The organism is Streptomyces sp. SID5643 (genome assembly GCF_009872555.1).
GTDB lineage: Bacteria > Actinomycetota > Actinomycetes > Streptomycetales > Streptomycetaceae > Streptomyces > Streptomyces iakyrus.
Window position 1 is genome coordinate 54,089 of record NZ_WWIC01000295.1, and the last position, 18,725, is coordinate 72,813.

At 72.1% G+C, this 18,725-nt stretch carries 16 protein-coding genes; 2 read left to right on the plus strand and 14 right to left on the minus strand.

The genetic code is table 11. The annotated features are described in order from the left end of the window. Window positions 1–17: 17 nt before the first annotated feature. The 4 genes from GTY56_RS32390 to GTY56_RS32405 form a co-directional block, all read right to left on the minus strand. Complete coding sequence (locus GTY56_RS32390; RefSeq protein WP_161368835.1) at window positions 18–1,226, minus strand: NAD(P)/FAD-dependent oxidoreductase; 1,209 nt, start codon at window positions 1,224–1,226, stop codon at window positions 18–20. 115 nt (window positions 1,227–1,341) lie between these two features. Then, a complete protein-coding gene (gene sigJ, locus GTY56_RS32395) occupies window positions 1,342–2,292 on the minus strand; it encodes an RNA polymerase sigma factor SigJ (RefSeq protein WP_161368836.1) in 951 nt (316 codons plus the stop codon). Between the two features lie 10 nt (window positions 2,293–2,302). After that, complete coding sequence (locus GTY56_RS32400; RefSeq protein WP_202511025.1) at window positions 2,303–4,705, minus strand: bifunctional salicylyl-CoA 5-hydroxylase/oxidoreductase; 2,403 nt, start codon at window positions 4,703–4,705, stop codon at window positions 2,303–2,305. Continuing rightward, a complete protein-coding gene (locus GTY56_RS32405; protein ID WP_161368838.1) occupies window positions 4,690–5,517 on the minus strand; it encodes an enoyl-CoA hydratase family protein in 828 nt (275 codons plus the stop codon). Before GTY56_RS32405 ends, GTY56_RS32400 begins: the two co-directional genes overlap by 16 nt. Before the next feature lie 307 nt (window positions 5,518–5,824). Between GTY56_RS32405 and GTY56_RS32410 the strand changes: the two genes are divergently transcribed. Next, complete coding sequence (locus GTY56_RS32410) at window positions 5,825–6,292, plus strand: ATP-binding protein (RefSeq protein WP_161368839.1); 468 nt, start codon at window positions 5,825–5,827, stop codon at window positions 6,290–6,292. On the opposite strand, the gene GTY56_RS32415 is transcribed toward GTY56_RS32410, so the two are convergent. From GTY56_RS32415 to GTY56_RS32440, 6 genes are all read right to left on the minus strand, one after another. After that, entirely contained in the window at window positions 6,249–7,679 is a 1,431-nt protein-coding gene (locus tag GTY56_RS32415; RefSeq protein WP_161368840.1) for an amino acid permease, read from the minus strand. The two genes, GTY56_RS32410 and GTY56_RS32415, sit on opposite strands and share 44 nt — an antisense overlap. Before the next feature lie 102 nt (window positions 7,680–7,781). After that, window positions 7,782–8,789, minus strand: coding sequence for an ornithine carbamoyltransferase (gene argF / locus GTY56_RS32420; RefSeq protein WP_161368841.1), 1,008 nt, complete (start codon window positions 8,787–8,789; stop codon window positions 7,782–7,784). A 160-nt stretch (window positions 8,790–8,949) separates the two neighbouring features. Further along, the gene (locus GTY56_RS32425) at window positions 8,950–10,176 is read right to left on the minus strand and encodes an arginine deiminase (protein ID WP_161368842.1); all 1,227 of its coding nucleotides are present in this window, start codon (window positions 10,174–10,176) and stop codon (window positions 8,950–8,952) included. Window positions 10,177–10,442: 266 nt separating this feature from the next. Continuing rightward, complete coding sequence (locus tag GTY56_RS32430; RefSeq protein ID WP_161368843.1) at window positions 10,443–12,983, minus strand: polynucleotide kinase-phosphatase; 2,541 nt, start codon at window positions 12,981–12,983, stop codon at window positions 10,443–10,445. Continuing rightward, window positions 12,980–14,443, minus strand: coding sequence for a 3' terminal RNA ribose 2'-O-methyltransferase Hen1 (locus tag GTY56_RS32435; RefSeq protein ID WP_161368844.1), 1,464 nt, complete (start codon window positions 14,441–14,443; stop codon window positions 12,980–12,982). The genes GTY56_RS32430 and GTY56_RS32435 overlap by 4 nt, the downstream gene beginning before the upstream one ends. Before the next feature lie 154 nt (window positions 14,444–14,597). Further along, window positions 14,598–15,521, minus strand: coding sequence for an LLM class F420-dependent oxidoreductase (locus GTY56_RS32440; RefSeq protein WP_161368845.1), 924 nt, complete (start codon window positions 15,519–15,521; stop codon window positions 14,598–14,600). A 238-nt stretch (window positions 15,522–15,759) separates the two neighbouring features. Here GTY56_RS32440 and GTY56_RS40140 point away from each other — a divergent pair, with 238 nt between their 5' ends. Then, window positions 15,760–15,933, plus strand: coding sequence for a hypothetical protein (locus GTY56_RS40140; protein ID WP_202511026.1), 174 nt, complete (start codon window positions 15,760–15,762; stop codon window positions 15,931–15,933). A 33-nt stretch (window positions 15,934–15,966) separates the two neighbouring features. Here the strand turns inward: GTY56_RS40140 and GTY56_RS32445 are convergent, their stop codons facing one another. From GTY56_RS32445 to GTY56_RS32460, 4 genes are all read right to left on the minus strand, one after another. Further along, window positions 15,967–16,437, minus strand: coding sequence for a DUF6099 family protein (locus GTY56_RS32445; RefSeq protein WP_161368846.1), 471 nt, complete (start codon window positions 16,435–16,437; stop codon window positions 15,967–15,969). Window positions 16,438–16,635: 198 nt separating this feature from the next. Further along, complete coding sequence (locus tag GTY56_RS32450; protein ID WP_161368847.1) at window positions 16,636–16,959, minus strand: MazG-like family protein; 324 nt, start codon at window positions 16,957–16,959, stop codon at window positions 16,636–16,638. Further along, window positions 16,952–18,088 carry an AAA family ATPase gene (locus tag GTY56_RS32455; protein WP_161368848.1) on the minus strand — a complete coding sequence of 379 codons (1,137 nt, stop codon included), beginning with the start codon at window positions 18,086–18,088 and terminating at the stop codon, window positions 16,952–16,954. Before GTY56_RS32455 ends, GTY56_RS32450 begins: the two co-directional genes overlap by 8 nt. A 95-nt stretch (window positions 18,089–18,183) precedes the next feature. Continuing rightward, window positions 18,184–18,579, minus strand: coding sequence for a cell division protein SepF (locus GTY56_RS32460; protein WP_031134653.1), 396 nt, complete (start codon window positions 18,577–18,579; stop codon window positions 18,184–18,186). Between the last annotated feature and the right edge of the window lie 146 nt (window positions 18,580–18,725).

Below are 18,725 nucleotides of genomic sequence, written 5' to 3' on the forward strand. Positions count from 1 at the left end.
GCCGGTGTCCCCACGCTTCAGGCCGCCGTCCTGACCGGCGAGGTTTCGGCGACGGCGGTCTCCCGCACGACGCGGCGCCGGACCGCCATGACCATCGGGTGGGCGACCGTCCAGGCCGCACCCTTGCAGACGAGTTCCTTGTAGAAGGCGGCGAACCGGCCGGTGAGGGCCCACCGGACGGCACGGTCGTCGGCGGTGACGAACTGGATCAGGCCGTCCTTGCGGCCCAGTGAGATGCACTGGTTGAAGTAGCGCACCGGCACGGTCGGGACCTTCCCGCCGGTCAGACGGGCCGCGATGGCGTCGACGGCCTGCCAGGCGGTGAAGACGCCCGAGGCGCACGACATCCGCAGGGGCTTGTCGCCGGGGCCCATCGCCAGTGCCGCGTCGCCGACGGCGTACACGTCCGGGTGCGACACCGAGCGCATGGTCCGGTCGACCACGATCTGGCCGGTGCCGGAGACCTCCAGGGTGGTGGCCCGGGCGATCGGGTGAACGGCGAAGCCGGTGGTCCACACGGTGACCGCGGCCGGGATGCTCGTGCCGTCGGCGGTGGTGACGCGGTCTGCCTCGACGGCGGTGACGGCGGTGTGCTCGTGGACGGTGATGCCCAGCCGGTCGAGGACCTTCCGCAGGTGCCCGCTGCCCTTGGCCGAGAGCCAGTCGCCGAGGCCGCCGCGGGCGGCGAGGGCGACGTCGAGGTCCGGGCGGGTCTCGGCGATCTCGGTCACGGCCTCCAGGCCGGTGAGGCCGCCGCCGACCACGACCACGGACTCTCCCGCGGCCAGGCCGGCCAGACGCTCGCGCAGCCGGAGCGCTCCGGCGCGGCCGGCGACCTCGTGGGCGTACTCGGCAGTACCGGGCACCCCCTGGTTGTTCCAGCCGCTGCCGAGGGCGTACACGAGGGTGTCGTACGGCAGGACCTCGTCCGCCCCCTGCCCCGCGCCTTCGGCGGCGGCGACGGTCACGGTCCGGCGGTCCACGTCGACGGCGGTGACCTTCCCCTGCTTCAGCGCAACGCCGGTGCCCTCGAATATCTCGTCGAAGGGCCGCGGCGCGAGGTCCTGGCCGGCGGCGAGCTGGTGCATCCGGACGCGCTCGACGAAGTCCGGCTCGGCGTTGACGAGGGTGATGGCGACGTCTTCGCGGTGCAGTCGCTTGGCGAGGCGCCCGGCGGCGGTGGCCCCGGTGTAGCCGGCTCCGAGGACGACGATGCGGTGCTGCATGGCGTGGCTCCTGTCATGACGGCTGTCTTCAGCGGGTTACGCCTCTTGAACCGGGCGGCCCGCCGTTTCCTGACAGGAGCTTGATGTGATCCACGTCACACCACGGGAGGTCGGGTCAGAAGACCGTGAGCAGGGGCTCCCCGTGGTCGCCGGCGGCCCACAGCCGGGTCACGCGTTCGAGCTTGTCGGGGTTGACCTGGTTGCGGAACGCGGCGATGCCGTCCGCGGCGACCTCCAGGCACATGACGCCGACGACCCGGCCCTCGACGACCACCACGAGGGCCGGGTCACCGTTGGCGGTCCAGGCGTAGACGTCGGCCGAGCCGCCGACCAGGGCACGCTTGGCCGCACTGGGCTTGAACAGGCCCCGCATGAACGTGGCGACCGCGAGAGCTCCTTCGAACGCCCTGGCGCGGGCCGGGACCTTCCCGCCGCCGTCGCCGACCGCGATGGCGTCCCCGGTGAGCAGCTGCACGAGCGGCTCGGTCCTGCCGCTGGCGGCGGCCGCGAGGAACTCGTCGATGATGCGCCGCGCGGCGGCCTCGTCGATCTCGGTACGGGTGCGGGCCCTGCCGTCCGCGACGTGCTTCTTCGCGCGGTGGAAAATCTGCTGGCTGGAGGCCTCGGTGATGTCCAGGATCTCGGCGATCTCGCGGTGCGGATAGTCGAAGGCCTCCCGCAGGACGTACACGGCCCGCTCGTTCGGCGAGAGCCGCTCCAGCAGCACCAGCACCGCGTACGAGACCGATTCGCGCTGCTCGGCGGTGTCGGCGGGCCCGAGCATCGGGTCCCCGGCGAGCAGCGGCTCGGGCAGCCACTGGCCCACGTACGTCTCACGCCGTGCGCGGGCCGAGGTCAGCTGGTTGAGGCACAGGTTGGTGAGGACCTTCGTCAGCCATGCCTCGGGGACCTCGATGCGGCCGGTGTCGGCGCCCTGCCAGCGCAGGAAGGTCTCCTGCACGGCGTCCTCGGCCTCGCTCGCCGAACCGAGCAGCCGGTAGGCGACGGCCTCCAGGCGCGGTCGGAAGGCTTCGAACCGGTCCACGTCGTCCATGGTCATGACCATGCCTCGGATCCTAACCTCCGCGGGCGTCACCGCTTCCGAGACTCAGCCGCGGTTTCGGGGCGTCCGTGCGGCCCGTCCGAGGGCGGCGGCTGCCCGCGCGGTACGGGGCCGGCCAGGTCGCGCCCGGCCCCGTGTAGCCCTGCTCGGCCGCCGCGTGCAGGGTCCAGTGGGGGTCGTAGAGGTGCGGGCGGGCGAGGGCGCAGAGGTCGGTGCGGCCCGCGAGGATCAGGGAGTTGACGTCGTCCCAGGAGGAGATCGCGCCGACGGCGATCACGGGGATCCCGGCGGTGTGGCGGATCCGGTCCGCGAAGGGCGTCTGGTACGACCGTCCGAACTCCGGCTGCTCGTCCGCCACGACCTGGCCGGTCGACACGTCGATCGCGTCGGCGCCGTGCGCGGCGAAGGCCCGGGCGATCTCGACGGCGTCCTCGGCACGCGTGCCGCCTTCGGCCCAGTCGGTCGCGGAGATGCGGACGGTCATCGGCCGCTCCCCCGGCCACACGTTCCGTACGGCGTCGAAGACCTCCAGCGGGAAGCGGAGCCGCTTCTCCAGGGAACCGCCGTAGGCGTCGGTGCGCCGGTTGGTCAGCGGGGAGAGGAACCCGGACAGCAGGTAGCCGTGCGCGCAGTGCAGTTCGAGCAAGTCGAAGCCGGCCCGGGCCGCGCGCACCGCGGCCGCCGCGAACTGCTCCCGGAGGTCGGTGAGCTGGGCCCGGGACAGCTCGCGGGGTGTCTGGCTGAACACCTTGTACGGCAGCGCCGAGGGGGCCACGAGCGGCCAGTTGCCCTCCTCCAGCGGCTCGTCCATGCCCTCCCACATCACTTTCGTGGAGCCCTTGCGGCCGCTGTGGCCGAGCTGCACGCCGATCGCGGTGCCGGGGGCCCGCTCGTGCACGAAGTTCGTGATCCGCTTCCAGGCCTCGGCCTGCCGGCCGGTGTAGAGGCCGGCGCAGCCCGGCGTGATCCGGCCCTCCTCGCTGACGCACACCATCTCCGTCATCACCAGCCCGGCCCCGCCCAGCGCCCGCGCCCCCAGGTGGACGAGGTGGAAGTCGCCGGGGACGCCGTCGGCGGCCGAGTACATGTCCATGGGAGAGACGACGACCCGGTTGCGCAGGGTCAGGCCGCGCAGCCGGAACGGGGTGAACATCGGGGGCGTGCCGGGCGGGCAGCCGAACTCGCGCTCCACCGTCTGCGTGAAGCGGGCGTCGCGCAGCCGCAGGTTGTCGTGGGTGACGCGGCGGCTGCGGGTGAGGAGGTTGAAGGCGAACTGGCGGGGCGGCTGGTCCAGGTAGAGGGCGATGTTCTCGAACCACTCCAGGCTGGCCCGGGCGGCACGCTGGGTGGAGGCGACGACGGGTCGCCGCTCCGCCTCGTAGGCGGCCAGGGTCTCGGGCACGGTGTCCCGCTCCTCCAGACAGGCGGCCAGGGCGAGCGCGTCCTCGACGGCGAGCTTGGTGCCGGAGCCGATGGAGAAGTGGGCCGTGTGGGCGGCGTCCCCGAGGAGGACGACGTTGCCGTGCGACCAGCGGTCGTTGACGACCGTACGGAACGTCGTCCACGCGGAGTTGTTCGACTTCAGGGGCCGGCCGCGGAGCGCTTCCGCGAAGATCTTGGCGCAGCGCTCGACCGACTCCGCCTCGTCGAGTTCGTCGAAACCGGCCGCGCGCCAGACCTCGTCGCGCATCTCGATGATCACCGTCGAGGCGTCGGGGGCGTAGGGGTAGCCGTGGAGCTGCATCACGCCGTGTTCGGTCTCGGCGATCTCGAAGCGGAAGGAGTCGAAGGGGAAGTCGGCGGCGAGCCAGATGTAGCGGCAGCGGTGCTGCGTCACCCGGGGGCGGAAGACGTCCGCGTGCCTCTCGCGGGTGGTGCTGTGGATGCCGTCGGCGGCGATGACCAGATCGTGGGTGCCGGCGAGGTCTTCCGGGGCCCCGGCGCGGAAACGGAGGTCGACACCGAGGTCGCGGCAGCGGGTGTGGAGGATCTCCAGGAGGCGCCGGCGGCCGAGGGCCGCGAATCCGTGGCCCGAGGAGGTGTGGCGGGTGTCGCGGTGGACGATGTCGATGTCGTCCCAGCGGGTGAAGTGCCGCTGGAGTGCCTCGTAGACCTCCGGGTCGGCGTGCTCCATGCCGCCGAGGGTTTCGTCGGAGAGGACCACGCCGAAACCGAAGGTGTCGTCGGGGGCGTTGCGTTCCCAGACGGTGATCTCCCGTGCGGGGTCCAGGCGTTTGAGGAGGGCGGCGGCGTAGAGGCCGCCGGGGCCGCCGCCGATGATTGCCACCCGTAGGGGGTGGCCGGGCCGCGCGTGCGAGCGCGGGTCCGTTGCGGCTGATCGCGCCCGCGCGGCGGTAGCCGCACATCCAGCACAGCCCCGCGCCCCTGAGGGTGACTCGCTCACCGTCCGCTCCATTTCGGGGGGCGCTTCTCCGTGAACGCCGCGTGGAACTCGGCGTAGTCCTCGCTGTTCATCAAGAGCGCCTGCGTCGAGGCGTCCAGCTCGATCGAGGCCGCCAACGGCATGTCCAGCTCTGACGTGAGCAGGGCCTTGGTCTGGGCGTAGGCCAGGGCGGGGCCCTCCGCCAGGCGCTGGGCCAGTTGCCGCGCGGTCTCGTCCGCCCGGCCCTCCTCCGTCAGCTCGCTGATCAGGCCGATGCGCTCCGCCTCGGTGGCGCGGACCGGCTCGCCCAGCATCAGCAGGCGGGTCGCGTGCCCCAGTCCGACGACCCGGGGCAGCAGGTAGGCCGCGCCCATGTCACCGCCGGAGAGGCCGACACGGGTGAAGAGGAAGGCGAAGCGGGCGGTGGGGTCGGCGACGCGGAAGTCCGCGGCCAGGGCGAGGACCGCGCCGGCGCCCGCCGCCACGCCGTGCAGCGACGCGATCACGGGGAACGGGCACTCCCGGATCGCCCGGACCACCTGGCCGGTCATCCGGTTGAAGTCCAGGAGCTGGGCGGTGTCCATGCCGAGGGTGGCGCCGATGATCTCGTCGACGTCGCCGCCGGAGCAGAAGCCGCGGCCCTCGCCGGCCAGCACCAGGGCCCGTACGGACCGCTCCCGGGACAGCTCAGCGAGCAGGTCGCGCAGGTCGGCGTAGGCGCCGAAGGTGAGCGCGTTGAGCTTCTCGGGGCGGGCCAGGGTGACGGTCGCGACGCCGTCGGTGACCTCGACGCGCAGGTGCTCCCAGCCGGGGGTGCGGGCGGCGGAGCCGGTGAAGGGACTCATGACGTGCGGCCTCCTCGGGCGGGCACTGCCTCACTGAGCTCTACCCCCCGAAGCTATCACTCATCCGTGACTGTCGTCATGAGTGCGCGATAGACCGTCCGGGTAGGACTTCGGTGTGGGGCCGGCGTGACCCGGGCCGGTCACATCCGTCACAGATCGTCCACACCGCCGTAACGGCGGGAGCAGCTGTGCGCGGCGCCGCGTTCACCTGGGTAAGCCGTCGGCAAGGAGGCAAGGGCGCCTCCGACGGTGCCCCTCGGACGTCTCCGGAGAGCGGCGCCGTACCATTCATCAGGTTGAAAGCAGGATGTCCTGCTCCATGAACGGACCCGCCGTGTACGAACTCCCCTCAGCCCCCGCCTCCTGGCGCATCGCGCTGCCGCACACCGCAGCGGCGGTGCCCGTGGCCCGTGCCCTGGTCCGTACGGCGCTGGCCGAGCTGGAGCGCGGGGCGGACTGCGACACCGCGGAGCTGCTCACGGCGGAGCTGGTGGCCAACGCGGTGGAGCACACCACGGGCGAGTCGCCGATAGAGCTGGTCGTGGAGCTGTTGCCGTCGGGCTGCCAGGTCGAGGTCCACGACACCGACCCGGCCCCGCCCGGCGACCTCACCTGTCCGGCCGGTGGACCGCCCGACCCCTGGCAGGAGCACGGGCGCGGGCTGCTGCTGATCCGCACCCTGAGCTCCTCCTGCGGGCACCGGCCGACCGAGTCCGGCAAGGCGGTCTGGTTCAGACTGCCTCTCGTACCGGCTCAGCGGCGTCCGTCGGTGTGACCGCGGCGAGCCGGGAGTTCCGGCGCCCGTAGAGCAGGTACAGGGCGGTCCCGACCGCGAGGAACCCGGCGAACTGGATCCAGGTCGTCGCACCCGTCTCGTACATCAGGTACAGGCAGAAGCCGACGCCGAGCAGGGGGGTGACGGGGTACAGCGGCACGCGGAAGGTGCGCGCGAGGTCCGGCTCACGGCGGCGCAGGGCGATGACCGCGACGTTCACCACGGCCATGATGGCGAGGGTGCCGATGGTGCACAGGTTGACCACCGCGTCCAGCGGGGCGAAGGCGGCGGGGATCGCGAAGACGACCGCCACGATCAGCGTGCCGGCGACCGGCGTGGAGGTCTTCGGCGAGACCTTCTCGAAGACGCGCGGGATCAGCCCGTCGCGGGACATGGACATCAGGATCCGGGTCTGGCCGTACATCACGGCGAGGACGACCGAGGCGATGGCGACGACCGCGCCGAAGGCGATCACCCCGCCGCCGACGGTGGAGCGGGTGACCTGGTTGACGACATAGGAGAGGGCCGCCGGGCGGCCGCCGACCGCGTCGCCGCCGATGGCGCCGATCGCGGCGAGCGCGACGGCGCAGTAGAGCAGCGTGACCAGTCCGATGCAGACGAGGATCGCGACGGGGATGTCCCTGCGGGGGTTCTTCGCCTCCTCACCGGCGGTGGTGATCGCGTCGAAGCCGATGTACGAGAAGAAGGCGGCGGTCGTGCCCGCCCCGATGCCGGCCAGGCCCGTGGGCGAGAACGGCGTGAGGTTGCCGTCCTCGAACGCGGTGAAGCCGATCGCGATGAAGGCCACCAGGACGGCGAGCTTCAGCACCGCCATCGCCGCCGTGGCCCGGGCGCTCTCACGCACCCCGCGGACCAGCAGGACGGCGGCCATGGCGATGACGATCACGGCCGGGAGGTTCACCACGCCGCCCTCGCCCGGACCGGCCGACAGGGCCGTGGGCAGGTGCAGTCCGACGAGGCTGTCGAGGAGTTCGTTGACGTACTGGCTCCAGCCGACCGCCACCGCGGACACCGAGACGCCGTACTCCAGCAGCAGGCACCAGCCGACGAGGAAGGCCGTGCCCTCGCCGAGACCGGCGTAGGCGAAGGAGTACGAGGAGCCGGAGACCGGGATCGCGCCGCCGAGCTCGGCGAAGGCGAACGCGGTGAAGACACAGGTGGTCGCCGCGAGCAGGAAGGAGACGACGACGCCCGGGCCGGCCTGGGCGACCGAGTCGGACAGGCCGACGAAGATGCCGGTGCCGACGATGGCCCCGACGCCGAAGCAGACGAGCTGGAAGAGGCCCATCGTGCGCCGGAGGCCGTGGCCTTCGCGGTCGGCGCCGGATTCGGCCACCAGGAGATGGGACGACTTGAAGCGGGGCATGCGGGTGGTGCTCGTTTCTGGTGGTGCGGGATGCGACGGGTTCGTCGCGCGGCGGCTGCGGAGAAGGGGTGGCTCCGGGCCGCCGGTCAGCTTAAGGCCTGTTCAGGCCAGGGTTGCCACCATGACCGCCTTGATGGTGTGCATCCGGTTCTCCGCCTCGTCGAAGACGACCGAGTGGGCCGACTCGAAGACCTCGTCGGAGACCTCCAGGTACTCCAGGTCGTGGGCCGCGTGGATCTCCTGGCCGACCTTGGTGCCGAGGTCGTGGAAGGCGGGCAGGCAGTGCAGGAACTTGACCTCCGGGTTGCCGGTGGCGCGCAGGACGTCCATGGTCACGGCGTACGGGGCGAGGGCGGCGATGCGCTCGGCCCAGACCTCCTTCGGCTCGCCCATGGAGACCCAGACGTCCGTGGCCACGAAGTCGGCGCCGCGCACGCCGTCGTCCACCGTCTCGGTCAGCGTGATGCGGGCGCCGCTGCCGACGGCGAGGGCACGGGCCCGGTCGACGACCTCCTCGGCCGGCCAGTACTCCTTCGGTGCGACGAGACGGACGTCCATGCCGAGCAGGGCGCCGGTGACCAGGTAGGAGTTGCCCATGTTGAAGCGGGCGTCGCCCAGGTAGGCGAAGGAGACCTCGGTCAGCGGCTTGGCGCAGTGCTCGGTCATGGTCAGCACGTCGGCGAGCATCTGGGTGGGGTGCCAGTCGTCGGTGAGCCCGTTGTAGACGGGGACACCGGCGTGCGCCGCCAGCTCCTCCACCTTCTGCTGGCTGTCGCCCCGGTACTCGATCGCGTCGTACATCCGGCCCAGCACCCGCGCGGTGTCCTTGACCGACTCCTTGTGCCCGATCTGTGAGCCGGAGGGGTCGAGGTACGTGGTCGAGGCGCCCTGGTCGGCGGCCGCGACCTCGAACGCGCAGCGGGTGCGGGTGGAGGTCTTCTCGAAGATCAGCGCGATGTTCCGGCCCCGCAGGTGCTGGGTCTCGGCCCCGGCCTTCTTGGCGGCCTTGAGCTCGGCGGCCAGCTCGACCAGACCGCGGAACTCGTCCTCGGTGAGGTCCAGCTCCTTGAGGAGGTGGCGGCCGGCGAGGGGGGTCGGGACAGTCGCCATGAGGGCGCTCCAGGGATACGGGGACACAGACTTTTGGAATACTATACGAAAGCCAGCATGCCTATACAGATGCCGTCGGGAGCCCAAGGCCCGGGAACTCAGAGCCCGGGGAACTCAGGACCCGAGGAACTCAGGACCCGGGAACCCCACGGACCCGGCCCTACCGCACCGGATCCCGTTCGACCGGGCAGCTCATGCACCGCGGCCCGCCCCTCCCCCGGCCCAGCTCGCTGCCCGGGATCTCTATCACCTCGATGCCCTGCTTGCGCAGGTGGGTGTTGGTGGTGGAGTTCCGCTCGTAGGCGACCACGACCCCGGGTTCGACGGCCAGGACGTTGCAGCCGTCGTCCCACTGCTCGCGCTCGGCCGCGTGCACGTCCTGGGTGGCGGTCAGCACACGGATCTCGTTCAGGCCGAGGGCCGCCGCGATCGCGCGGTGCATGTGCTCCGGCGGATGGTCGGTGACCTTCAGCTCCTTCTCGCCGACCCCCGGTTCGATGGTGTACGAGCGGAGCATGCCGAGGCCCGCGTACTGGGTGAAGGTATCGCCGTCGACCATCGTCATCACGGTGTCGAGGTGCATGAAGGCACGCCGCTTGGGCATGTCGAGGGCCACGATCGTCTCGGCGGAGCCGGCGGCGAACAGCTTGTGCGCGAGCATCTCCACGGCCTGCGGAGTGGTGCGCTCGCTCATGCCGATGAGCACCGCCCCGTTGCCGATCACCAGCACGTCCCCTCCCTCGATGGTGGAGGGGTAGTCGGCCTGCCCCTTCGACCACTCGTGGAACGTCTCGTCGCGGAACAGCGGGTGGTGCCGGTAGATCGCCTCGAAGTGCACGGTCTCGCGCTGCCGGGCGGGCCAGCGCATGGCGTTGATGGACACGCCGTCGTAGATCCAGGCGGAGGTGTCGCGGGTGAAGAGGTGGTTGGGCAGCGGGCCCAGCAGGAAGTCGTCCAGCTCCATGACGTGGAAGCGCACGGAGGTCGGCTCCGGGTGCACCTCGAGGAACTCGCGTTTCGTCATACCGCCGACCAGGACCTCGGCCAGCTCCCGCGCGGGCAGGTTCTCGAAAGCGGCTCTGAGCGGGTCGGTGGCCAGCGGGCCGTACTCCTTCTCGTCGAAGACCCGTTCCAGGACGAGGGATCTGGCCGCCGGGACCTCAAGGGTCTCGGCCAGCAGGTCGCCGAAGAGGTGGACGGCGACGCCCCGGTCGCGCAGCACGTCGGCGAACCCGTCGTGCTCGGCGCGGGCCCTGCGCACCCACAGCACGTCGTCGAAGAGCAGCGAGGTCTTGTTGCTGGGGGTGAGCCTTTTGAGCTCCAGATCGGGCCGGTGCAGGATGACGCGGCGCAGCCGCCCGGCCTCGGAGTGGACGTGGTATGCCATGCCTCCATCCTGACCATCGAAGGGCGCATTGACGCGCTCCTCGGCCGTTTCGGTGACCGCCAGTTCTCGTCGCGGCGACGACAAGCAGGGCGGCGTCACCGGCGGCGAGGTGCCCGCCCGGGGTGCGCGGCGCGGTGGGACGCGTGGCGGAGCCGTGGGTGCGCATGCCGGCCGGGACGTGCGGGACGAACGGGACCTGAAGGACGACGTCCGGCCAGGAGCGTCCCAGGCGGGACAAACCTGGCCGGAATCGCCTGGCTACCGGCTCACAGCCTCGGGTCGACCGGCTCCGACTCCAGGGCCAGCACCCCGAACACCGCCTCGTGCACCCGCCACAGCGGCTCGCCCTCGGCCAGCCGGTCCAGGGCCTCCAGACCCAGGGCGTACTCGCGGATCGCCAGGGAGCGCTTGTGGTTGAGGAACCGCGAGCGCAGGCGGGCGAGGTTCTCCGGGCGCGTGTACTCCGGACCGTAGATGATCCGCAGGTACTCGCGGCCACGGCACTTGATGCCGGGCTGCACCAGGCGGCCCTGGCCGTCGCGGACCACCGCGCCGACCGGCTTGACGACCATGCCCTCGCCGCCCCGGCCGGTCATCTCCAGCCACCAGTCGACGCCGGCCCGCACCGACTCCGGGTCGGCGGTGTCGACGTAGAGCCGCCGGGTGGTCTGGAGGAGACCGCTGCCGTCGTGCTCGACGAGCCGGTCGAGCAGGGCGAGCTGCTCGTCGTGCGGCAGCCCGGTGAGGCTGCGCCCCTGGACCGCGAGGATCTGGAACGGCGCCAGGCGCACGCCGTCCAGGCCGTCGGTGGTCCAGCAGTAGCGGCGGTAGGCCTCGGTGAACGCGGCGGCGTCGGTGGCGCGTTCACCGGTGCGGGCCAGCAGGCCCGCCACGTCCACGCCGCGCTCCGCCGCGCCCCGGAGGGCGCTCAAGGCCTCCGGGAGCACCGCGCCGGACGCGGCGCCCACGGCGGCGTACTGCGAGCGCAGCAGCCCGGACGCCTTCAGCGACCAGGGCATCAGCTCGGCGTCCAGCAGCAGCCAGTCCGTCTCCAGCTCGTCCCACAGGCCGGCCTCGCCGGCCGCCGTGCGCACCCGGCCGAGGATCTCCTCGGTGAGGGCGTCGTCGTCGAGGAACGGGCGGCCGGTACGGGTGTAGAGGGACCCGGTCGGACCGTCCACGCCGAAGCGCCTGCGGGCCGCCTCCGCGTCGCGGCACACCAGGGCCACCGCCCGCGAGCCCATGTGCTTCTCCTCGCACACGACCCGCGCCACACCGTCGTCCCTGTACTGGGCGAACGCCTCCTCGGGGTGCTCCAGGTAGCCCTCGACGTGACTGGTGGCCGTCGGGGCCATGGTCGGCGGGAGGTACGGCAGCAGCCGCGGGTCCACCGCGAAGCGGCTCATGACCTCCAGGGCGGCCGCGGCGTTCTCCTCGCGGATCGAGACACGTCCCTGGTGCCGGGTCTCCACGACCCTGCGGCCCCGCACGTCCGCGAGGTCCAGCGGACGGCCGTCCTGCCCGCCGGGCGCCTCGGAGCGCAGCGGCTTCGTCGGCTCGTACCAGACCTGCTCCGCCGGGACGTCGGCCAGCTCGCGCTCCGGCCAGCGCAGCGCGGTGAGCTTGCCGCCGAAGACCGCGCCGGTGTCCAGGCAGATGGTGTTGTTGAGCCAGGTGGCCTCCGGCACCGGGGTGTGGCCGTAGACGACAGCGGCCCGGCCCCGGTAGTCCTCCGCCCACGGGTAGCGCACGGGCAGGCCGAACTCGTCGGTCTCCCCGGTGGTGTCGCCGTACAGGGCGTGGCTGCGGACGCGGCCGGAGGTGCGGCCGTGGTACTTCTCGGGCAGACCGGCGTGGCAGACGACCAGCCGGCCGCCGTCGAGGACGTAGTGACTGACGAGGCCGTCGAGGAACTCCCGTACCTCGGCGAGGAACTCCTCGCTCTCGCCCGCCATCTGCTCGATGGTCTCGGCGAGGCCGTGGGTGTGCTGGACCTTGCGTCCGCGCAGGTGACGGCCGTACTTGTTCTCGTGGTTGCCGGGTACGCACAGGGCGTTGCCGGACTTCACCATCGCCATCACGCGGCGCAGCACGCCGGGGCTGTCCGGGCCGCGGTCGACCAGGTCGCCGACGAAGACGGCCGTACGGCCCTCCGGGTGGACGCCGTCGACGTAGCCCAGCTTGCCGAGCAGCGCCTCCAGTTCGGCGGCGCAGCCGTGGATGTCGCCGATGATGTCGAACGGGCCGGTGAGGTGGGTGAGGTCGTTGAAGCGCTTCTCGGTGACGACCGTGGCGTTCTCGACCTCTTCCACGCCCCGCAGGATGTGCACCTTGCGGAAGCCCTCGCGCTCCAGGTGCCGCAGCGAGCGGCGCAGTTCGCGGGTGTGGCGGTGGATGACCCGGCGGGGCATGTCGGCGCGGTCGGTGCGGGCCGCGTTGCGTTCGGCGCACACCTCCTCGGGCACGTCGAGCACGATCGCGATGGGCAGCACGTCGTACTGCTTGGCCAGGTCGATGAGCCGGCGGCGGGCGTCGGACTGCACGCTGGTGGCGTCCACGACGGTGCGGCGGCCGGCGGCCAGGCGCTTGCCCGCGATGTAGTGCAGGACGTCGAAGGCGTCCTTGGTGGCGCTCTGGTCGTTCTCGTCGTCCGAGACGAGACCGCGGCAGAAGTCGGACGAGATGACCTCGGTGGGCTTGAAGTGCCTGCGGGCGAAGGTGGACTTGCCGGAGCCGGTGGCCCCGACCAGCACCACCAGGGACAGGTCGGTGACGGGCAGCACGCGCCCCTGCGTCTCGTCGGTCATGCCGCCTTCGCCTCCTTCGGACTGGTCTGGGTGAACACGGCCATCTGGGTGGGCGGTCCCACCTCGGGGTCGTCGGGGCCGACGGCGACGAACTCGACGCCGTAGCCGTGCCGTTCGGCCACCGCCTCCGCCCAGGCGCGGAACTCCGCGCGGGTCCACTCGAAGCGGTGGTCGCCGTGCCGGACATGGCCGGCCGGGAGGGACTCCCAGCGCACGTTGTACTCGACGTTGGGGGTGGTCACGAGGACCGTCCTCGGCCGGGCCGAGCCGAACACCGCGTACTCCAGTGCGGGCAGCCGGGGCAGGTCGAGGTGCTCGATGACCTCGCTGAGCACGGCGGCGTCGTAGCCCTTGAGCCGGACGTCGGTGTAGGCGAGGGAGCCCTGGAAGAGCCGGACGCGGGAGGCCTGCCGCTCGCCCATGCGGTCCAGCTTGAGCCGCCGGGAGGCGATGGTGAGGGCGCGCATCGACACGTCGACGCCGACGATCTCGGTGAACGCCGGGTCCTTGAGCAGGGTCTGCACCAACTGGCCCTGCCCGCAGCCGAGGTCGAGGACGCGGGCGGCTCCGGACTGCCGGAGCGCCGTGACGATCGCCTCGCGGCGCTGCACGGCCAGCGGCGTCGGCTTCTCCTCGGTCTCGGTCTCCGCCTCGACCGCGTTGTCGATCTCCTCGACCTCGCTGTCGTCGGTCTCGGCGAGGCGCACCAGTTCCAGGCGCTCGGTGGCCTGCCGGGTCAGCGACCAGCGGCGCGACAGGTAACGGCTGGTGATCAGCCGCTGCTCCGGGTGTCCGGGCAGCCAGCCCTCGCCGACGCGCAGCAGCTTGTCGACCTCGTCGGGGGCGACCCAGTAGTGCTTGGCGTCGTCCAGGACGGGGAGCAGGACGTAGAGGTGGCGCAGGGCCTCGGCGAGGGTGAGCGCGTCCGATTCCAGGACCAGGCTCACGTACCGCGAGTCGCCCCAGTCGGGGAACTCGGTGTCCAGCGGCACGGGTGCGGCGGTGACGGTCCAGCCGAGCGGCTCGAAGAGCTTGCGTACGAGGTCGGGGCCGCCCCGGGCGGGCAGCGCGGGCACCTCGACGCGCAACGGCCTGGCCCGGCCGGGCAGCTCCGGCCTGGCGTTGCAGACGCCCTTCATCGCGCTGGAGAAGACGCTGCTCAGCGCCACGGCGAGCAGGGAGGAGGCCGCGTAGGGGCGGTCGTTGACGTACTGCGCGAGTGCCGCGTCGGGGGCGCCGCCGCGTCCCTTGCCCTTACCGCGCCTGACCAGTGCCACGGCGTCCACTTCCAGCAGCAGCGCCGCCGTGCAGCGCCCGGATTCCGCCTCGGGGTAGAGGACGTGAGCCGTGCCGTAGGAGGTGGAGAACGCCTGCGCCTTGTCGGGATGCTTGTGCAGCAGGTAGCCGAGGTCGGTGGCGGGGCGCTCAGGCGTGCCGGTGGTCGTGATCGTCAGGAACATGCGGAGGGCCTCTCCGGCTGGGTGGATGTTCGGTGCCGTACGTGCGCGGGCCCCCAGGACGGTGATCCCGGGGGCCCGGCAGGACGACGCCCACAGCTTCGCACACCTGTGCCCACCAGCGCCTTCGTTTATCGAGGACGGCCGGGCGGGCCCTCTACGACAGCTGTGACTGCACCTGCGCGGAGATCAGCTCCAGGTGGTCGAGGTCGTCGAGGTCGAGGACCTGGAGGTAGATGCGGCTCGAACCGGCCTCGGCGTAGCGGCCGATCTTGTCGACGACCTCGGCCGGGGAGCCGGCCAGGCCGTTGAGCTTCAGCTCCTCCACCTCGCGGCCGATCGCGGCGGCCCGGCGGGCCACCTCCGCGTCGTCCCGGCCGACACAGACGACGAGGGCGTTGGAGTACGTCAGCTCGTCGCCGCCCCGGCCCGCTTCCTCGGCTGCCGCGCGGACCCGGCCGAACTGGCGCTCACTGTCCTCGACGGAGGCGAACGGCATGTTGAACTCGTCGGCGTACCGGGCGGCCAGCCGCGGGGTGCGGGAGGGGCCGTGGCCGCCGACGAGCACGGGGATCTTCCGCTGCGCGGGCTTGGGCAGGGCGGGAGAGTCCGTGAGGTCGTAGTGGGTGCCGTGGAAGTCGAAGGTCTTGCCGGGCTCCGTCGCCCACAGGCCGGTGACGATCTCCAGCTGCTCTTCCAGGCGGGCGAACTTCTCCTTGGGGAAGGGGATGCCGTAGGCCTTGTGCTCCTCCTCGAACCAGCCCGCGCCGAGGCCGAGTTCGACCCGGCCGCCGGACATCTGGTCGACCTGGGCGACCTGGATGGCGAGCACGCCGGGCAGCCGGAACGTACCGGCGGTCATCAGGGTGCCGAGCCGGATGCGCTTGGTCTCACGGGCGAGTCCGGCCAGGGTGATCCAGGCGTCGGTCGGGCCGGGCAGGCCGTCCACGGCGCCCATGCGGAGGTAGTGGTCCGAACGGAAGAAGGCGTCGAAGCCCAGGTCCTCGGTGGCCTTGGCGACGGCGAGCAGGGTGTCGTAGGTGGCCCCCTGCTGGGGCTCGGTGAAGATGCGAAGATCCATGCTTCCATCCTGCACGCCGGGGTGTGCGATCACGGGATCGGTCCCCCGTCCACGCCGGTCCCCGGTCGGGTGAAATTACGTCAATACCGCAGCCGCCGCCCGGCCCGGCCAGTGACCGGCCCCGGTGATGATCGTTGGCTCGGGCGGAGCCGGGGCCCCCGGCTTCCGCACCGGGGGTGGACCGCCGGGGCGTCACCCGTGTCGGCCTCCCCGGGGGCCGGGGGCCGAGGAGGCCGTCATGTCCGAAGAGACCGTGCCGCAGCAGGGCGGGAGCGGGCAGCCGAAAGGGCTGTTGCAGCAGATGGAGGAGCTGATGGCAGCGTTGAACGCGGACCTGTCGGCACTGGACGCGGACCTTCAGGCCGCGGGGGATGCCGAGCGCGGGGTCGTCGAGGAGGGGCGGGCGGGCTAGGGGCGGGCGGTTCAGGAACTCTCGTCGCCCGCCTCACCCCGCTTCACGCTCCGGCAGCGCCTGTTCCCGGTCCGCGAGTCTGCGGAGCATTTCCAGGACGCGGTCGCGGGACTCGTCCGCCGCGTCGATGGCCTCCATGCACTGCCAGTACGTGCCCTCGTCGTCGGCGGAGCTGGCCAGGGCGACGAGGGCGATGCCGACCTCGCCGAGGAGACCGCCGAGGTACATCAGGGTGTGGCGGGCGTCACCCAACTCGGTGAGCTGGCCCGCCCGCAGCTCACCGGGGGCCAGTTCCGGCGGATCGAGGACGCCGCAGCCCCGGCCCGCCAGCTCCGTCAACCCCAGTGCCTCGCCGCGCAGTTCGGGCGGTCCGGCGACCGCGAGGCGACTGCCTATGGCCTGCGCGAGGGCCTGCGCCTGCCACACCTCGGCCAGGGTCTCCCGCGCGCCGCCGCCCGCCGCCAGGGACCGCCTGCTCGTCACGATGAGCCGCACCGCGTCCATGCGCTGCCCCCGTCTTGTCCGACGCGCTGCGCGCGTCCGTCTGCCCGCACTCCCTTGTTCACTACCCAGAGTGAAGGGGTGTGAGACGAAAAGCCAGAGGAAGGTGGAAAATTGCGGACAACGATTCGGATTCGAGCCGCATGTTGATTACACAGAGTACAAACGGACTTGTTCGTTCTGTGTGTTGGCGCGGTGGTGCTAGATCGGGAACCTCCGCTCGTTCCGGTCGATCTTCGCGTCCAGCGCCGCCAGCGGGTCGATGCCGAGCACCTCGCACAGTTGGAGCAGGTACGCGAGCACGTCGGCGACCTCGTCGGTGACGCGGTGCGCGGTGTCCGGGTCGGCCATGACCCGGGCCGACTCCTCGGGCGTCAGCCACTGGAAGATCTCGACCAGTTCGGAGGCCTCGACGCTGAGCGCGGCGGCCAGGTTCTTGGGGGTGTGGTACTGCTGCCAGTTCCGCGCGGCCGCGAAATCGGCCAGGCGGCGTTGCAGTCCGGCCACGTCCAGGGGATCAGACACGGTCCAGGTGTACCACCGTGGCCCCCTCCGTCCCGGCCGCCCAGGAACCGTCGCTGACCGCGCCGACCAGCCGGATGTGCCCCCGCTCGCACATCCGGGCCGCCAGCCGCAGCAGTTCGAGACGCTGCCGTCCGTCCAGGCCCCGGTCGAAACCGTCAGCGAGGACCGTGAGCGTCTGGAGCGCGGCGGGCACCTCGCCGGCCGGGTCGACCTCCAGCACGCCCGGCCCGGTGAGCAGAACCAGCGCGAGGGCCACGTAGCGCAGTTCGCCGTCGCCGAGCCGTCGCAGGTCCGTGCGGACGCCGTCGCCCCGGTCGAGCGCGGCGCGGATCGTTCCCGTGGCCTCCTCCGCCCGGGCGAGCACATCCGCCACCGGCCCCGCGCACCCCGCCCGCACCGCCGTCACGAACTGCGCGTGCCGCCGCCCGCACTCGGCGCGGGTCCGCCGCAGCACGTCGGCGAGGTTGCCGCAGCCGCCCAGCAGCCGGCCGGAGCCGGCCGTCACGGGGCCGCGCATGCGGGCGGGATCGGGGTCGACGGCGAAGGCGGAGCGCAGGGCGACGACCATCTGCTCGGCGGCCGCCAGCACCCTGCGCTGCCCGGATGTCTTGCCGGCCACGCGCAGCGGCAGCAGGGCGGTGCCGAGCCGGTCGTCCGGGAGCGGGCCGCGGGTCACCGGTGTCGGTCCGGCCGTGTGCCAGGCGGCCTGTACGGCGCGCTTGCCCGGGTCGCGCAGGGCGGTCTCCAGGAGGACCAGTCCATCGGACGTCAACCGCTCTCCCACGACCCGCAGTTCGGGCTCGGCCTGCACGGCCACGTCGAGGCGGACCGGGCCCGCTGGGCCGTCGGCCGTGCAGCCGATGCGGAAACCGCGGCGGCGCTGGGCGTCGGGCCGGGCCCGTTCCGGGACGCAGGCGGTGGGGTCGGGGAACGCATCGCCGAGCCGGGCGCCGCCCCCGAGCCGGGCGAGGGCCTCGTACGCCCGCAGCGCGCTGGTCTTGCCGCTGCCGCTGGGGCCGGCGAGGAGGGTGAGGGGTCCGAGCGGGAACGCGGCGCGGCGGTGGCCGGTGAAGGCGGCCAGGCGCAGTTCGGTGACGCGGGGGCGGTCGGGGAGGGCGGGGTGGGTCATGTCCGGACGGTAGGGCTCCGCCGGAAGGACGAACCGTTCCGTCTCCGGGGGCTTCCTACGATCGGGCTACGGTCACACCGACGGTGCCCCGGCGGTCACACCCCGGGGAGGCCGGCTCCCTCCATCAGCCCGGTCACCTCGGTCCCCGCCGGGGTCAGCAGGAACACGTTGCGGTCCACCCGGTGCATCCCGCTCGCCAGGCCGAAGACGACGCCCGTGCTGAAGTCGAGGACCCGCTTGGCGACCTCCGTCTCCGCGCCGGTGAGGTCGAGGAGGACGGGAACGCCCGCCATCAGCCGCTCGGCGACGTCACGGGCGTCGGCGAAGACGTTCACCCGCAGGACGACGAAACGGCGGCGGGTCTCCGTCTCGGCCTCGGGTATCGACCGGTGGCCGACGGAGGACGGCCAGGCGTCCCGGCCTCGCAGCGGCACGACCTGGGCGAGCCCCTCCCACTGTTCGTCGGTGACATCGTGGCTGTTCACCGGCATGCTCCGTCCTGGCTCGCGCTCGCTGTCTGCATCGGGCAATTCTTGCGCAGAGTCACCCGTTCGGCCCAACAGCGACACGCTCAGCGACCTCAATGCACCTCACAACGGCCAGAAGGCGGCTGTGTGACCGGCGTAACTGCTCGTGA

What these genes read in the sequence shown, in the direction of transcription:
- GTY56_RS32455 (WP_161368848.1), bottom strand. Translation starts at nt 18,088, where the DNA reads ATGACCCACCCCGCCCTCCCCGACCGCCCCCGCGTCACCGAACTGCGC.
- GTY56_RS32425 (WP_161368842.1), bottom strand. Translation starts at nt 10,176, where the DNA reads ATGGCATACCACGTCCACTCCGAGGCCGGGCGGCTGCGCCGCGTCATC.
- GTY56_RS32390 (WP_161368835.1), bottom strand. Translation starts at nt 1,226, where the DNA reads ATGCAGCACCGCATCGTCGTCCTCGGAGCCGGCTACACCGGGGCCACC.
- GTY56_RS32400 (WP_202511025.1), bottom strand. Translation starts at nt 4,705, where the DNA reads ATGGAGCGGACGGTGAGCGAGTCACCCTCAGGGGCGCGGGGCTGTGCT.
- GTY56_RS32430 (WP_161368843.1), bottom strand. Translation starts at nt 12,983, where the DNA reads ATGACCGACGAGACGCAGGGGCGCGTGCTGCCCGTCACCGACCTGTCC.
- GTY56_RS32440 (WP_161368845.1), bottom strand. Translation starts at nt 15,521, where the DNA reads ATGGATCTTCGCATCTTCACCGAGCCCCAGCAGGGGGCCACCTACGAC.
- GTY56_RS40140 (WP_202511026.1), top strand. Translation starts at nt 15,760, where the DNA reads ATGTCCGAAGAGACCGTGCCGCAGCAGGGCGGGAGCGGGCAGCCGAAA.
- sigJ (WP_161368836.1), bottom strand. Translation starts at nt 2,292, where the DNA reads ATGGTCATGACCATGGACGACGTGGACCGGTTCGAAGCCTTCCGACCG.
- GTY56_RS32410 (WP_161368839.1), top strand. Translation starts at nt 5,825, where the DNA reads ATGTCCTGCTCCATGAACGGACCCGCCGTGTACGAACTCCCCTCAGCC.
- GTY56_RS32435 (WP_161368844.1), bottom strand. Translation starts at nt 14,443, where the DNA reads ATGTTCCTGACGATCACGACCACCGGCACGCCTGAGCGCCCCGCCACC.
- GTY56_RS32415 (WP_161368840.1), bottom strand. Translation starts at nt 7,679, where the DNA reads ATGCCCCGCTTCAAGTCGTCCCATCTCCTGGTGGCCGAATCCGGCGCC.
- GTY56_RS32445 (WP_161368846.1), bottom strand. Translation starts at nt 16,437, where the DNA reads ATGGACGCGGTGCGGCTCATCGTGACGAGCAGGCGGTCCCTGGCGGCG.
- GTY56_RS32405 (WP_161368838.1), bottom strand. Translation starts at nt 5,517, where the DNA reads ATGAGTCCCTTCACCGGCTCCGCCGCCCGCACCCCCGGCTGGGAGCAC.
- argF (WP_161368841.1), bottom strand. Translation starts at nt 8,789, where the DNA reads ATGGCGACTGTCCCGACCCCCCTCGCCGGCCGCCACCTCCTCAAGGAG.
- GTY56_RS32460 (WP_031134653.1), bottom strand. Translation starts at nt 18,579, where the DNA reads ATGCCGGTGAACAGCCACGATGTCACCGACGAACAGTGGGAGGGGCTC.